Here is a 14632-nt window from a genome sequence, read left to right on the forward strand (position 1 = left end):
ACGTGTTACTCACCCGTTCGCCACTCGAGCACCCAGCAAGCTGGGCCTTTCCGTTCGACTTGCATGTGTTAAGCACGCCGCCAGCGTTCGTCCTGAGCCAGGATCAAACTCTCCATGAAAACCTATCGAAAACCACCAACCACAGGCCGGCAGACTTTCAACACAATCTCAGCCAGAGAGACAAAAACCTGACCAAACAAAAACTAGCAACACCCACCCCACAGGGCAGATGCCACAAAAACAAAAATCATCCATATCCAAAAACACTTGGACACACGATGCCAAACAAATGGCATCAGACAATCCATCAACACACTATCGAGTTCTCAAAGAACACACACCCACCAGCACCACCCCGTGAAAGGGCGCTCACCTGCGAGCTTTCGTTCAATTTGGATTCGCTGCCCGTCTCCGGCGCAACTCTTCCAACCTACCAGACGCTCTTCGCGGCCCGCAACTCTCGGTCGTGGTCCGATCGGGAGTGTCTGGCAGTCCGAGATGTCAAACCTGGCGCATCAAGCGACCCGGTCGATTTCTCGGGGGCGGTCAGTGCAGAACCCGGTTTCCCTTCCCCGTTTCCCCTCTCGGGGCGTCCGGGGCGGCGCCGTGGCGCGCTGACTCGAAGAAAGTTACGCACTCTCGCGGCCATATCCAAATCGCCTGGTCAGCAGCGTGGCTCCGCAGCATCATCGCAGGTCATAGACGTGCGTCCGGCCGCGATGACTGCGCACTACCCGGCCTGAGACGTGCGAATCTCTGTGTGATCTGCGCCATTGATCCCGTCCTTTTGGACAGTCACCGGACCTCGATGGGCAGTTACTGCAGGTCAAGACCGTCCATAGCGTGAAGGCATGACAGCGCTCGCTTGTGTCGACCCGCCGCCGACTCGCGTAGCGGTGCGTCGCACCCTGAGTGTCCCCGCCGGCTTCGTCAACTGCGGTCCGTTCGCCTGGCGTCCGGGCATCGACGGAGTCGAGATCATCCACCGGCTGGACGCATCGACGATCAGCGACGCGTCGATGGTGGACGGACTACTTCATCTCGTGAACCTCGGGATCCTCGCCGGTCGGCATGCTTTCGAGCAGGCCGCGCTGGGTGTGATCCGAACTTCTGCGCCCGATGATGACCGCGCGTGGGCGGCGTTCTACGACAATTCCCTCGCCGAACTGGCCGACGGACGCTCGCCTTTTGCCCCGATTCATCTACGGGCCAGGTCTCTGGTGATCGGCGAGAGCGTTCTGGAGGTCGGTTCGTGTTTCGGTTTCCTCGCATTGCAGTGCGCCGGCGATGGCCGGCGGGTACACGCCTGTGATATCTCCCCCGGTGCCACCGCGCTGCTGAAGTCTGCCGCGCGCCGACGTGGCGACGACGTGTCGGCGGTTGTCGGCGACGCGACCGCACTCCCGTTCGGTGCCGACTCGGTCGACACGGTGACGTTGATCCACCTGCTCGAACACCTCGACGATGGCTCGGCTCGTCGTGCGTTGTCCGAGGCGTTGCGGGTGGCGCGCCGACGCGTCGTTGTCGCTGTGCCCTACGAAGACCACCCCAGTGAGCACTTCGGACATCTGTTGCGCTTGACTGCAAGCCACCTGCGTCATTGGGCCGAGCTCGTAAAGCCTGCGACCGTCGAGTTCTTCGACGATCACGGCGGCTGGATGGTCCTCACCCCGCGATAGACCGTCGCATGATCAGATCAATCCTCGTTTGCTGGCGATGTACACGGCATCGGTGCGCTTGGAGACTCCGAGTTTGCGGATGATGTTGCGAATGTGGAACTTGACCGTCGACTCGGAGATGTAAAGCGTCTGCCCGATGCGTTTGTTCGACAATCCGTCGGCGAGCAGGCGCAGGACCTCGCGCTCACGCTCGGTCAAACCCTCCGACACCCCTCCCTCCCCGGACACCGTACGCAGCACGATCGCGGCGCTGCGCGGGTCGAAGGCGCTGCCACCCCCCGACACCGCCTGGATCGCACGGACAAGTTCGGTGGTGTCGACGTCCTTCACGACGTAGCCGCGGGCTCCGGCCTTGACCGCGCGGACCACGAGGTCGTCGTCGAGGAATGTGGTCAACACCAGCGCGGCCACACCGGGGTGACGCTGCGCGATCTCGCCGATCAGCCGTAGGCCCTCATACTCCGTGCCGGCGGTCAGCTTGAGGTCGACCACGACCACGTCGGGTCGACATCGGGTCACCTCGGCAAGTGCGTTCTCATACGAGTCCGCCTCGCCGACCACCGCGATCGACGACTCTCGGTCGAGCAGCGATCGGATGCCCTCACGCAACAGGGCGTGGTCGTCCACCAGCATCGTGCGAACCGCCGTGGTCTCGGGTGCTGTCATGTTGCCTCCCTCGTCCCCGAACCCGTGGCCCCGGTCACCGGGATCTCGACGCCGATGCGCACACCGCCGAGGCGTGATCGTCGGATGCGCAGGCCACCGCCGAGTTCGGTTGCCCTGGTGGCCATATTGGCCAGACCGCGATGCCGCCCGGCCAGGTCGCCGAGCGTTGCGGCGCGCAACACCTTGCGCATGTGCGCCGGGTCCCCGTCCCCGTCGTCGTCAATGCTCAGCGAGATCAGGTGATCGCCGTAGGAGAGGGTCAGTCGGGCCGTGGACGCCTCGGCGTGCACGGCGGTGTTGAACAGTGCCTCCCCGGCGATCCGAAGGATGGCGTGTTGAACGTCGTCGGGCAGGTCTCGTGGTCTCCCCACCACACGCACCTCGGTCTCCAGGTCGGCCGGCATGTGCATCGAACACAGCCCGTCGAGAACCTCCCCCAGGCTCAACTCGCTGACCGTCGGCGACTGGTTGAGCGCATAGATCACCGAGCGAAGCTGCTCGACCGCATCGCGCGTGAGTCGTCCGGCGACCTCGAGCCGCTCCGCCGTACGCGGTTCGGCATCGATCCGGCACACCTCGATCTGCATACCCGCCGACAGCACCGACTGCGTGACCGAGTCGTGCAGCTCTCGAGCGATGCGCTCGCGTTCCTCCACCACGAGGCGTTGTCGCATGGCGGCGGACAATTCACGCTGTGTGCGCTCGAGTTCCAGGTTGCGCGCCGCAAGATCCCGAGCCTGTTCGGAAGCCTGCGCGTACGCGTGTTCGGCCCGGGTCAGCTGATGGCGGCTTTCCTCGAGGAGCGCGGCGTTGAGCAGCGCGACAGCTGCCTGACGCGCCAGAATCCGCATCACGACGAGATCCGAGGAGTCCACCGGTGTGTGGGGCGGCGTCCATGCCGACAACCCGCCGACCACCCGGCCGTCGAGATGTACCGGCACATGCAGGTGATGATCGTCGACCACCGGACGTGTCAGACGATCCATCTGATTGCGCAGGATGTCGTTGAGTCGGTTGAGCACGTCGGCGGGCAGGTGCCTCGGCGCCCGCGCCATCTGAACGCCCTCGAAGGCGAGGATGGTGCCGTCCTGGGTCATCATCAGATGCCGTGGTCCCGTGCGATCGAGCTCGCCATCGCACAGCGCGAACACCACCCACTCCGCGCCCAGATGCTCTTGGGCGGCGCGCACGACCGACAGCACCAGGTTCTCGGGCCCCTCGGCGGTCTGCACAAGTGCCCGCGATATCCGGTCTAGCGCGTCGACGACCCGCGACAACCGCTGTTCCACTCCACGGAATTGCGCATAGTGGGATCCCTTGACCGAATGCAATCCGACCAGGGACTCCAACCGATCGTCGATTCCACCGACGACGTCGTGGTCGGGAGGCGCGTCCATCACCGGATCGACGGGCCCTGGCGCCGGGGCGCGGTGCCCGGCCATCACAATGCCTCCCGATACAGCCGGTGTACGTCATCTGCAGTCGGTTGACGGGGATTGGTGGTCATGCATGCGTCGGCCAGTGCGTGGGCAGAGAGCACGGCGAGATCCTCGCGGCGAACCCCGAGCGGTGTCAACGATCCGGGCAGGCCGACGCGGGCGGAGAGGTCGGCGACACGCGCGGCGAACCGTTCGGCGGTCGTATGGGCCGACGACGCGGCGGCGACACCCACCGCTTCTGCCAATTCGGCGTAGGGCTGCGGGTCGGTCTCGGCATTGAACCTGATGACATGCGGCAACAGCACCGCGTTGATCGCCCCATGCGGCGCATCGCACAGACCGCCCACCGGGTGGCTCATCGCGTGGGTCGCACCGAGGATCGCATTGGTGAACGCCATGCCGGCTTCGAGGGCGGCGTAGGCCATGTCCAGTCCGGCCTGTGCGTCGCCCGGGTCTTCCACCAGCCGCTCCAGACTGCGCCAGGCCGTACCGATGGCCGAGCGGGCCGCGATGTCGGTGAGTCGGTTGTGGGCGATCGACGCATAGGCCTCGATGCAGTGGGTGATGGCGTCCATCCCCGATTGCGCGACGACCTCCGGGGGCAGTGTTGCCAGCACCCTCGGGTCGATGACCGAGACGTCGGGGACCAGCCCGCGACCGATGATGGTGACCTTGGTGCGGCGGTCGACGTCGTTGATGATGCAGAACTGCGAGACATCCGAACCGCTGCCGGCTGTGGTGGGTGCGGCGACCAACGGCGGCAGCGGTCGGCGGGCCCGATCGATGCCCTCGTATTCCAGAATGTGTCCGCCGTTCGCGGCGAGCACGGCAACTCCTTTGGCGGCATCGATGACCGATCCACCGCCGAGTGCGACGATGCCCTCACAGCGGGCCGATTCGTAGTGTTCGAGCGCGGCGGACACCTCGGGAGCGCGCGGATTCGGCGACACCCCGGTGAACGAATACACCTGCAGCCCCGACGAGCGCAGGCGATCGCACAGCTCCGAGTACCACGGGGTCGCCATCAACGGCCGGTCGGAGACGACCATCAGTCGCCGCACGCCCAGGCCATCGGCCGCACGCGGCACCTCGGCCAACGACCCGTGCCCGATGATGATCTCCGGGGTGTGGAATTTGGCGATCCGCACACCGGTGCGGATCATCGTCGCGCCCGCCTCGGTTGCCACGTCACCTCACCCGTCCCAGCGCCGGTTGCCTGTTCGCGATCCTACGCGGGCGATCACCGGTGTACTGGCCCGATCGCGTCGACCGACACCTGCTCCAACTCGGACAGGTCGTGGACAACATGGACCCGGTCGCACATCGTCGCGTAGGCGGGAAGGTCGCACGATCCCAGGCCCCAGGAATAGCTCGGCTCGGGCGTGATCCAGATCGTCTCCCGGGCCCGCCGCGTGATCTCCTCGAATGCGGGCAGGTTGGGGTCCCGGCCGTTGGTTCGGCCGTCCCCGAGGACGATGACGGTGGTGCGACGGTTGACCGCGCCACCGAACTCCTCGAGAAAGGTCTCCAGCGCGTGTCCGTAGTCGGAGTCGGCGTCGGTGTCGAGCACTCCGCCGGCGGGTAGCCCCGAGACAACGAGCGACAACGCCTCCTCGGCTGGGTGCTCGGCGAACAGGTCGGTGATCTCGACGAGGTCGGCGACGAAGGCAAAGGACCGCACGTGGGCGACCATGCTCTGCAGCCCGTGCACGAGCTGCAAGGTGAACCGGGCCGCCGCACGCACCGACAATGACACGTCGGCCAGGACCAGCAGGCTGGGACGATCGGTGACCTTGGCGACCGTGACGGGACGAAACGGCACCCCGTCGTAGCGCAGGTTCGCGCGCATGGTGCGAGCGCCGTCGACGGTGCCCCGCGCAGCGAGTTTGCGGCGGGCGCGCGGAGCTCCGTGCAGACTGCGGATCAGGCGGCGGATCGATTCCTCGAGGCTCGCCCGGTCCTGCTCGTGGATCACCTCACGCACCGAGGCCTTGATCTCGCGGCTCTCCAGTTCGTGGTCGGTGGCCATCAATTGCTCGAGGTGATCTCGCAACTTCTCCGGCAGCCCGTCGAGTAGGCCGGCCAGCGCGCGCCGTAGCGCCGCCAACTCCTCGGCGTCTGGCTGTCCACCCGCGGACTCGTCGGTGTCGAGCCATTCGAGCAGCGCCATCTCCTGCGCGACGGAGAGCTCGGTGTCGAGCTCGGTCGGCGTACCGGCGACGAGATCACCCGGACGGCCCGGGTTGTGCAGTCGGGACACCGTGAGCTGCACCCGCGCGGCGGCCTCCGAGTTCGGGACCTCGTCGGCCGAGAGCACGATCTCGTCCGTGAGCGATGCCATATCGAGTTTGTTGGCCTCCTGATGCAAGTTGTACTGCTCGGCGAGATCCTCCGGGTCGAAGTACTGCCGGATGTTGGACGGCGGTCCGTGACTGTGTCCCTGCTGCGGAGTCTCGCTGACGTCCTCGGACAGCGTGTACTCCTCGAGTTCGCCGGTGTCGCTGAGATCGTCGTGGCTGTGCGAGTGCCCATGCCCGTCGTCGCGGTCGACCACCGGCCGCAGACCGAAAAACCGGTCGAAGACCTCGTTGAAGGTGTCCTCGTCGCGGCGGTCCTTGATCAGGCATACCTCCAGTGCCGATCGCAGCAGCTCACGATCGGCGAGGACTTCCGCCGTCGCGGTGGCTCGCATGGCATCCATCGCCTCGGATACACCGATCCGTATCCCGTGTAGTCGTAGCAACCGGACGAACCGGTGCAGCGCCCCTTCCATCCTGCTCGCCTCAGAACGGCCGCTTGCCGGTGCCGCCTCGTCGCTGGAACGACCGGCTCCCCTGACCCGGACTCACACCGCCCTTGGTACCGGCCTCGCTGCGGGCGCCCGGCGATCCGTAGTAGTCCTGTCCGTGACGCCCCGGAAGATCTTTGGCGGCCCGCCGCGCCGGCCCCGAGTTCGTCTCGTGCCCGGGCGAATGGTCATGATCGTGGGAATGCCCGTGGTCATGGGAGTGCCCGTGGTCGTGCGAGTGGCCGTGGTCGTGCGAGTGCCCGTGCAAATGTTCGGGCACTTCGGCATTCGGATCGACCAACCTGGGCATGGCATCGATCGCACGAGTCAGGTCCCGGTCGTATTTGACCACGACATTGGCGGTGTCGGAGAGGATCTCGGCGGTGAGGTCGTCGGCACCGAGAACAGCGAGGGTCCGCGCCCAGTCGATGGCCTCGGAGATGCTCGGCGCCTTGCGCAGATCCAGCTCGCGCAACCCGCGCACGATCTGCACGAGCTGTGCGGCCAATGCCTCCGACAACCCGGTGTCCTTGGACTTGATGATCTCCAGTTCACGGTCGGCATCGGGGTAGTCCAGCGACAGGTGCAGGCAGCGTCGTTTGAGCGCGGCCGACAGATCCCGGGTGTTGTTGGAGGTCAACACGATCATCGGCTGGTGGGTAGCGACGAAGGTACCGATCTCCGGCACAGAGACCTGATACTCGGCGAGCAGTTCCAGCAAGACCGCCTCGAGCGCTTCGTCGGCACGATCGACCTCGTCGACGAGCAGTACCACCGGCCTTTCGGAGCGCACGGCTTCCAGCAGCGGCCGCGGTGCGAGGAAGCGTTCGGAGAAGAACACGCTCTCCTCGGCACCAATCCGGTCGACCGCTTCGGTGAGTGTCGCGGCATCCTCGACGACCTGGCTGATCTTCTCGCGCAGCACCTGTGTGTAGAGCAGCTGCTTGCCGTAATCCCATTCGTAAAGCGCGGTCGTCTCGTCCTGGCCCTCGTAGCACTGCAGGCGCAACAGGTGGCGTCCGGTGACCTCTGCCAGTGTCTTGGCGAGTTCGGTCTTGCCGACTCCCGCAGGCCCCTCGAGCAGGATCGGCTTGTCCAGCCGGCTCTGCAGGAAGACCGTCGTCGCGAGGCGCTGATCGGCGAGATAGCCTGCTGCGGCGAATTTCTCGATCACGTCGGCGACGTCGGTGAAGGGGGGCGACCCTTCGTGACGCCCGCTCGTTCCTCGCGGGCTCCTCAGGGGACGGGCGGATCCCCCGTCATCCGTGCCACCCCCGCGGGGTGATTCCCCGTCACCCGTGCCACCCCCAGATCGGGGTGGCCGTTCCCCACCGGTGCCACGCGAGCCACTCATGGACCGGGCGGGATCGGGGCTCGTCGGTCCGAACTCGTCGGGCTCGTCGGCGAACTGCACGGACATCGGTGTCTCCGGTTCTGTGGGCGGGTCACGGTGATCGAAATTGGGGTGGTGAATGCAGACGGGTGGCGAAACCTGGTCGGGGGCAGTGGATTCGCCACCCGTCTGCGCCGTAGGGGTGGCGCCCCTACGAGATCAGGTCATCGAGGTCGCCGTTGAAGGCGTGATCGACGACAGGTCGCACGGTTTCGAACGTGCACTCCTTCGGGTTACCCGGAGTGCAGGCGTCGCCGAGCACGTGGTTGGTGATCGCGTCGATGGACTCCGGCGCACCCGAGATCTCCTTGCGGTTCTCGTAGAACTTGGTCGGGCCCTGACCGAGCCGGTTCTTGATGTGCGAGTCCTGCGTCACGTCGGTGAACTTCTCCGGGATACCCACATCGCGCAGCAACCGGATCGCCGCATTGAGCGCCTGATCAGCAGCCTGAACCTTGGTCATACCGTGCGTGTCGACGCCCATCGCCTCGGCGAGATCGGCAAAGCGCTCGTAGAGCACCGGCATGTTGAATGCCCACACACGCGGCAGCGCGATCGCATTGTTGAGTCCGTGGTGGGTGTCGTAGAAAGCCGACACCGCGTGGCTGATCGAGTGGATGATGCCCAGGCCGCCCGAATTGAAGGCCTGCGCCGCGATGTACTGCGCGTACATCATGCCCTCGCGGCCGGCGAGTTCGGTGGGGTTCCACGTGGCCTCACGCAGGTGTCGTGCGGTCAATCGCACCGCATGCAGTGCATTGCCCATCGACGGCGGGAAGTTCAACCGCGAGACATACGGTTCGGAGGCGTGCGCGAGCACGTCGAACCCGCACTGTGCGGTGAACGCGACCGGGCAGTCGTAGTAAAGCACCGGATCGTCGATCGCGAGGGTGGTCACCGACGCGTCGTCGAACGCCACATACTTGTGCGGCTTGTCCGGGTCGGTGGTGGTGTCGGTGATGACGTAGGCCCAGGAGGTCTCCGATCCCGTGCCCGCCGTGGTGGACACCGCGATATGCGGCGGGTTCTTCGGGTTCTCGCTCTTGTTGAAGCCTTCGAACTCGTTGATGTTTCGTCCGTCGTGCGCCACCGAGATGCGCGCTCCCTTACACGCGTCATGGGCCGATCCACCACCGATCGAGATGAAGGAGTCACACTGCTCGGAGTTGTAGAGCGACACCGCGTCCATCACGTTGTAGTCCTTCGGATTGGACTCCACCTGATCGAACAGCACCACTTCCAGTCCGTGGTACTTGCATGACTCGACGATCTTGTGGACGGTGTCGCTGCCCCGCAGTCCGGTGGTCATCACCAGGGTGCGCTTGAAACCCAGCTTCAGCGCCTCGGGTCCGATCATCTCGTGGGCGCCGGGGCCCATCATCGCCCGCGGGAAGGGATGGAACTCTTTGATGGGGAATGGTTTGAGTAGCTCGTCGACCTGCATGGTGACTGTCCTCCTGCGCGCGCTGCGCGATATCGGCATCGGTGGTGAACACCGGCGACGTTACGCGCGTCACACTGGCGGACAACAGATCTCGGAGTGCAAACCCGCCCTTGGCGCCGGAGTGCTATCCGGTTGGCACCCGGCGCCCTGTCCGTTCGGACAGGGCGCGCATGGTGTCCACGTCGAATCCCCACGGCAACTCGAGACGGTGCCGCGCCAACGTCTCCGCGTCGGCCAGTACATCGAGGATGGCGCCATCGGCGACGACCCGCCCCTCGTCGACGATCACCGCCCGGTCGCACAGCTGCGCGGCGTAGGGCAGGTCGTGAGTCACCACGATCATCGTCGTGTCCAGTCCGATCAGCGTCTCGGCGAGTTCGCGGCGCGCGACGGGATCGAGATTGGCCGACGGCTCGTCGAGGACCAGCACGTCGGGCCGGCATGCCAGCACCGATGCCAGCGCCCCGCGACGACGCTGACCCCCGGAAAGGTGATGGGGACTGCGCTGCGCCTGCTCGCGCATCCCGACCGCGGCCAGCGCCTCGTCGACACGTTCGGCCAGCGCCTGCCCCTCGACGCCGAAATTGGCGGGTCCGAAGGCCACGTCCTCGGCGAGGGTCGGCATGAAGAGCTGATCGTCCGGATCCTGGAACACCACGCCCACCTGCCGCCGGACCTCGCGCACCGATTTCTTGTCGACGATCCGCCCGTGGATGGACACGACACCTTCGGTCGGCGTCAACACCCCGTTGAGGTGCAGCATCAGGGTCGTCTTCCCTGCGCCGTTCGGCCCGAGCAGAGCGACCCGCTCGCCTGCGCGGATTCGCAGGTCGACTCCGTCCAGAGCCCGATGCCCATCGGGATAGGTGTATCGGACGCCGCTGACCTCGACCGCCACACCGGTCGACGGGAGCGGCTCCGAACCAGCAGTGGACTTCCGACGTATCATGTTGCTCCCCATGAGATCACGGCGATAATCACAGCGATGGTCGCGGGCGTGGTCACCGCGAGCCACTGACGCGCGCTGGCACGCGCCGACCCGGCGACGCCGGGCATCTCCGGAATGGCGCCGCTGAAACCGCGCGACATCATCGCGAGATGCACACGTTCGCCACGTTCGTAGGACCGCAGGAACAGCGCACCGATACCCTGTGCGATCGCGCCGGCCCGATGCAGAGTGCGCGGTGAGTCACCGCGCGCCAACCGAGCGATGTGCATCCTGCGGATCTCCGCCGACAACAGATCCGCGTACCGCAACATCATGACGATCACCGGCGTCACGGTGGCAGGCATGCCGAGGCGCGTCAGCGCCACCGGCAGCGCACTGGCCGGGGTGGTCGCCGCGAACGTCAGCGAAGCCGCCACCCCGAGCGTGCCCTTGATGACAATCCCCCACGCCGCGTAGAGCCCGGCCACCGACAGCGACATACCCGCGACGTGCACGCGCTCACCGCCCTCGGAGAACGGCAGCAGCACTGCGAGCACGACGAACGGCGCCTCGATGAGCATGCGCGGCAGAATCCATCTCAGCGGGATCGTTGCGAACCGCCAGATCGTCAGCAGTATCGCTGCGTAGAGCACGTAGGGCCAGAACACTTCGCGGGGCGTGGCCACCACGGCAAAGACGAACACCACCAACGCCGCCAACTTGGCCTCGGCAGGTGCCCGATGTACCACCGATGTTGCGGATCGGTACAGCGGGTGTGCGTGGCCGGCGCCCATGGTGCTGACTTCGGTTCAGCGTCGGCTGACGCCACGGGTCGCGGTGCGACCGTCGGCCCGGCGTCGAGCGATCAGCCAGAACACGGCAACCGCAACGGTGAGGGTCACCAGCACGCCGATGACGCCTGCGACGCCGTTGGAGTACCCGATTCCACCGACCGAGTAGTCGGCGAGGGGCGATGATGCCAGCGCGTGTTCGGTGGCGTGCTGCGCGATACAGTCGCCGGTCAGATTCTCGGTTCCGTTCACCACGATCGTCTCGCATCCGCGCAATGTCGTGGAGTCGAGCCCGTCCGGCGAGGCACTGGCCGCATACGACACGACACCGGCGATGACGAGCGCCGCCAAGCCAAAGACCACCAGGAATGCCCGGCGACCCAAGCGGTGTGCGCGGTTGGACGTGGTCATGCGTGCGCTCCCGTCCTGGTGGTGTCCGCGGCCACCGTCTGCGGTCGGGACCGCAGGAGGTACACGAGGTCGGGGCGGGTGCGGGCGACTGCCATCACGGTGACGGCGGTGATCAGCCCCTCCCCCACACCGATGAGGGCGTGCGTACCCCACATGTAGCCGGCCACAGCGGTCAGCGACTGCGTCGCAGCGCCCCCGATCTCGTATTCGACGATGAATCCGGTTGCGGCCGCGAGCGTTCCACACAGGGCGGCGACAAAGGCCACCACTCCCAGACGACCGACCGTCCAGGTTCGGCGCGCGATCAATCGCATCATCCCGACTGCCACCGCGTAGCCGACGACGGTGGAGATCAGCGCCATGTTCGTGATGTTGGCGCCCAGCGCCGTGACCCCGCCATCGGCGAACAGCAACGCCTGCACGATCAGCACGATGGCGATACACAAGGCTCCGGTGAACGGCCCCACCAGGATCGCGGCCAACGCCCCACCAAGCAGATGACCGCTCACCCCGGGCAGGATCGGGAAGTTGATCATCTGGACCGCGAAGATGAACGCGGCGACCAGACCTGCCATCGGTACCGTCTTCTCATCGAGGTCGGCGCGAGCGCGCCAAGCACACAGCGCGAGGCCGACCACCGCGATCACCGCAAATACGGCTGACGTCGGCGCGTCGATGATGCCATCACTCATGTGCATCGCCACCGTGGTGGACGAAGAGGTCGTCGGGAACATGGTCGAACCGTAAGCACACCACCGTCATCTGTCCACTTATTCAGATGTTTAAGTGGACAGACTGGCCGATCGGTCAGGTGGGGTCCTGCACTACGAGTGACCGGCACCCATCCAATGCAGCAATTGATGGACGGTTTCGTCGTCGAGCCGGTAGCTCACCGAACGGCCCTGCCGGGTGGAGCTGACCCACCCCTGGTGTCGAAGCACCCGCAAAGCCTGCGAGACAGCCGTTTCGGTCCGGCCCACCGCCGCGGCCAGATCGCCCACGATGATGCCCGGCCGCCGATGCAGCACGATCAGGATCTCCAGCCGGTGTGGATCGGACAGCAGGTCGAACCTGGTGGACCACGCGGCGATGTCCACATCGGCGGCATGCGGGGACGGGGCGTTCGCGGCGCCCGGTCGGTGACCGTGGTCGGCGGTCACCTCACTCGCCCACTCGCTCGATCTCTCCGCCGAGGTTGCGCAGGTTCTCCACAAAGTGCGGATATCCGCGGTCGATGTGCTCGACGTCGTGCACCTCGGTCACCCCGTCGGCGACCAGCCCGGCCAGTACCAGACCCGCACCGGCCCGGATGTCCGAACACCACACCGGGGCGCTGGACAATCGCTCGATGCCGCGGAGCACCGCATGATGTCCATCGGTGCGTGCATCGGCACCGAGTCGCACCATCTCCTCGACGAAGCGGAAGCGCGCCTCGAACACATTCTCGGTGATCACCGACATCCCGTCGGCAATCGCGGCCATACCTATCGCCATCGGCTGCAGGTCGGTCGGGAATCCGGGAAACGGCAGTGTCGACACGTTCACCGCGGTCGGGCGACGATCCTGGCGCACCCGGAATCCGTCGTCGAACGTGTCCACCATGGCCCCGGCGTCGCGCAGCTTGGTGAGGACCAGCTGCAGGTGGTCGGGCGAAACACCGCGCACGGTGACGTCGCCGCGTGTCATCGCCGCGGCGATTCCCCATGTCGCACCGACGATGCGATCTCCGACGACCCGGTGGGTGGTCGGATGGAGTCGGTCCACGCCGGTCACGGTCAGCGTCGACGTGCCGGCTCCGTCGATCCGCGCGCCCATCTGCTGCAGCATCACGCACAGGTCGACGATCTCCGGCTCGCGCGCAGCGTTGTCGATGACGGTCACCCCCTCGGCGAGCACCGCTGCCATCAGGATGTTCTCCGTGGCACCCACCGATGGGAACTCCAGTGCCACCGGCGCACCGACCAGGGTGTCCGCTTCGGCCACCACACAGCCGTGTTCGATGGAGCTGTGCGCCCCGAGTGCGCGCAGACCCGCCTGATGCATGTCCAACGGCCGAGAGCCGATGGCGTCGCCGCCGGGCAGGGCGACCACCGCACGGTGGCATCGTGCCATCAGCGGACCGAGCACACAGACCGAGGCGCGGAACTGCTTGACCGCATCGAAATCGGCGTGGAACTTCGGTTCGGCAGGCGCATCGATCACCACGGTGTCGCCGTCGATCGACACCACCGCACCGAGCCCCCGCAACACGTCGGCCATCAGCGGCACGTCGGCAATCTCGGGTGAATTCGTCAGTGTGGTGGTGCCCTCGGCCAGCAACGAGGCGGCCATCAGTTTCAGCACACTGTTCTTGGCCCCGCCGACGGAGACCTCGCCGGACAGGCGGGCGCCACCGGACACCAGAAAACGATCACTCACGGTGCCACCTTAGCCTTCGTCGGCGCTCGTTCCGCTCGGACCGCCGCCCCGCTGACCCGCCCCGGGCCGCGCACGATCCCCACCCGGCACCCACTTCACGTCCCCGCCACCGACGGGCGGCCGATTCGCGACGCGCGCCAGGATGAACAGCAGGTCCGACAGTCGATTCAGGTAGCGGGCCGGCAGCACGCTGGTGGTGTCCGGTTCGGCGTCGACGGCCGCCCACGCGGAGCGTTCGGCCCGGCGGGCGACGGTTCGCGCATGGTGCAGCAGGGCGCTCAGTCGCGTGCCCCCGGGAAGAATGAAGGAATCCAGCGAGGGCAGCCCCTCACCGAATTCATCGCACCAGCTCTCCAGCGCGTCGATGTAGCTCTGTTCGATCCGCAGCGGCGGATACTGCGGATTCTCGATCACCGGTGTCGACAGGTCGGCTCCCGCGTCGAAGAGATCGTTCTGAACTGTCGCCAGCACGGTGGCGATCTCGTCGGGGACCTGGTCGGCCAGAGCCAGCGCCATCCCGATGACCGCATTGGCCTCATCGCAGTCGGCATACGCGCCGACTCGCAGGTCGGTCTTGGCCACCCGGGAGAAATCGCTGAGACCAGTCGTGCCGTCGTCGCCGGTGCGTGTGTAGATGCGGGTGAGATGAACAGCCATGGTCTGAATCTAGTGCCC

Annotated in this window: 14 protein-coding genes and 1 rRNA gene; 1 reads left to right on the forward strand and 14 read right to left on the reverse strand. The window is 66.1% G+C overall.

Annotation, left to right across the window (positions count from 1 at the left end):
* A 16S ribosomal RNA gene (locus L1892_RS11655) occupies nucleotides 1-119 on the reverse strand; the annotation flags it as partial.
* A 732-nt stretch (nucleotides 120-851) separates the two neighbouring features.
* On the opposite strand from L1892_RS11655, the gene mftM reads away from it, so the two are divergent.
* Nucleotides 852-1679 carry a mycofactocin oligosaccharide methyltransferase MftM gene (gene mftM, locus L1892_RS11660; RefSeq protein ID WP_235723763.1) on the forward strand — a complete coding sequence of 276 codons (828 nt, stop codon included), beginning with the start codon at nucleotides 852-854 and terminating at the stop codon, nucleotides 1677-1679.
* Nucleotides 1680-1691: 12 nt separating this feature from the next.
* On the opposite strand, the gene L1892_RS11665 is transcribed toward mftM, so the two are convergent.
* The 13 genes from L1892_RS11665 to L1892_RS11725 form a co-directional block, all read right to left on the reverse strand.
* Nucleotides 1692-2345 carry a MadR family response regulator transcription factor gene (locus L1892_RS11665; protein ID WP_235723764.1) on the reverse strand — a complete coding sequence of 218 codons (654 nt, stop codon included), beginning with the start codon at nucleotides 2343-2345 and terminating at the stop codon, nucleotides 1692-1694.
* Nucleotides 2342-3742, reverse strand: a complete 1401-nt coding sequence (locus tag L1892_RS11670) for a MadS family sensor histidine kinase (protein WP_235723887.1) — start codon at nucleotides 3740-3742, stop codon at nucleotides 2342-2344. The genes L1892_RS11665 and L1892_RS11670 overlap by 4 nt, the downstream gene beginning before the upstream one ends.
* Nucleotides 3743-3786: 44 nt before the next feature.
* The gene (locus L1892_RS11675) at nucleotides 3787-4947 is read right to left on the reverse strand and encodes an iron-containing alcohol dehydrogenase (RefSeq protein WP_235723888.1); all 1161 of its coding nucleotides are present in this window, start codon (nucleotides 4945-4947) and stop codon (nucleotides 3787-3789) included.
* A gap of 77 nt (nucleotides 4948-5024) precedes the next feature.
* A complete protein-coding gene (locus L1892_RS11680) occupies nucleotides 5025-6557 on the reverse strand; it encodes a VWA domain-containing protein (RefSeq protein ID WP_235723765.1) in 1533 nt (510 codons plus the stop codon).
* Between the two features lie 10 nt (nucleotides 6558-6567).
* Nucleotides 6568-7812 carry an AAA family ATPase gene (locus L1892_RS11685; RefSeq protein ID WP_268900244.1) on the reverse strand — a complete coding sequence of 415 codons (1245 nt, stop codon included), beginning with the start codon at nucleotides 7810-7812 and terminating at the stop codon, nucleotides 6568-6570.
* Nucleotides 7813-8116: 304 nt separating this feature from the next.
* Nucleotides 8117-9409 carry an NDMA-dependent methanol dehydrogenase gene (gene mdo, locus L1892_RS11690; RefSeq protein WP_235723767.1) on the reverse strand — a complete coding sequence of 431 codons (1293 nt, stop codon included), beginning with the start codon at nucleotides 9407-9409 and terminating at the stop codon, nucleotides 8117-8119.
* A gap of 124 nt (nucleotides 9410-9533) precedes the next feature.
* Nucleotides 9534-10358, reverse strand: coding sequence for an energy-coupling factor ABC transporter ATP-binding protein (locus L1892_RS11695; RefSeq protein WP_235723768.1), 825 nt, complete (start codon nucleotides 10356-10358; stop codon nucleotides 9534-9536).
* Nucleotides 10355-11131: a cobalt ECF transporter T component CbiQ gene (cbiQ, locus tag L1892_RS11700; protein WP_235723769.1), complete on the reverse strand. Its 777-nt coding sequence runs from the start codon at nucleotides 11129-11131 to the stop codon at nucleotides 10355-10357. Before cbiQ ends, L1892_RS11695 begins: the two co-directional genes overlap by 4 nt.
* 15 nt (nucleotides 11132-11146) lie before the next feature.
* On the reverse strand, nucleotides 11147-11539 hold the full coding sequence (locus tag L1892_RS11705) for a PDGLE domain-containing protein (RefSeq protein ID WP_235723770.1): 393 nt from the start codon (nucleotides 11537-11539) through the stop codon (nucleotides 11147-11149).
* Nucleotides 11536-12273, reverse strand: a complete 738-nt coding sequence (locus tag L1892_RS11710; RefSeq protein WP_235723771.1) for an energy-coupling factor ABC transporter permease — start codon at nucleotides 12271-12273, stop codon at nucleotides 11536-11538. The genes L1892_RS11705 and L1892_RS11710 overlap by 4 nt, the downstream gene beginning before the upstream one ends.
* Before the next feature lie 90 nt (nucleotides 12274-12363).
* Nucleotides 12364-12699 carry an ArsR/SmtB family transcription factor gene (locus tag L1892_RS11715; RefSeq protein WP_235723772.1) on the reverse strand — a complete coding sequence of 112 codons (336 nt, stop codon included), beginning with the start codon at nucleotides 12697-12699 and terminating at the stop codon, nucleotides 12364-12366.
* Nucleotide 12700: 1 nt separating this feature from the next.
* Complete coding sequence (murA, locus tag L1892_RS11720) at nucleotides 12701-13957, reverse strand: UDP-N-acetylglucosamine 1-carboxyvinyltransferase (RefSeq protein WP_235723773.1); 1257 nt, start codon at nucleotides 13955-13957, stop codon at nucleotides 12701-12703.
* A 9-nt stretch (nucleotides 13958-13966) separates the two neighbouring features.
* On the reverse strand, nucleotides 13967-14614 hold the full coding sequence (locus tag L1892_RS11725) for a cob(I)yrinic acid a,c-diamide adenosyltransferase (RefSeq protein ID WP_235723774.1): 648 nt from the start codon (nucleotides 14612-14614) through the stop codon (nucleotides 13967-13969).
* Nucleotides 14615-14632 lie beyond the last annotated feature (18 nt).

This window comes from Gordonia tangerina, from assembly GCF_021556435.1.
Lineage (GTDB): Bacteria > Actinomycetota > Actinomycetes > Mycobacteriales > Mycobacteriaceae > Gordonia > Gordonia tangerina.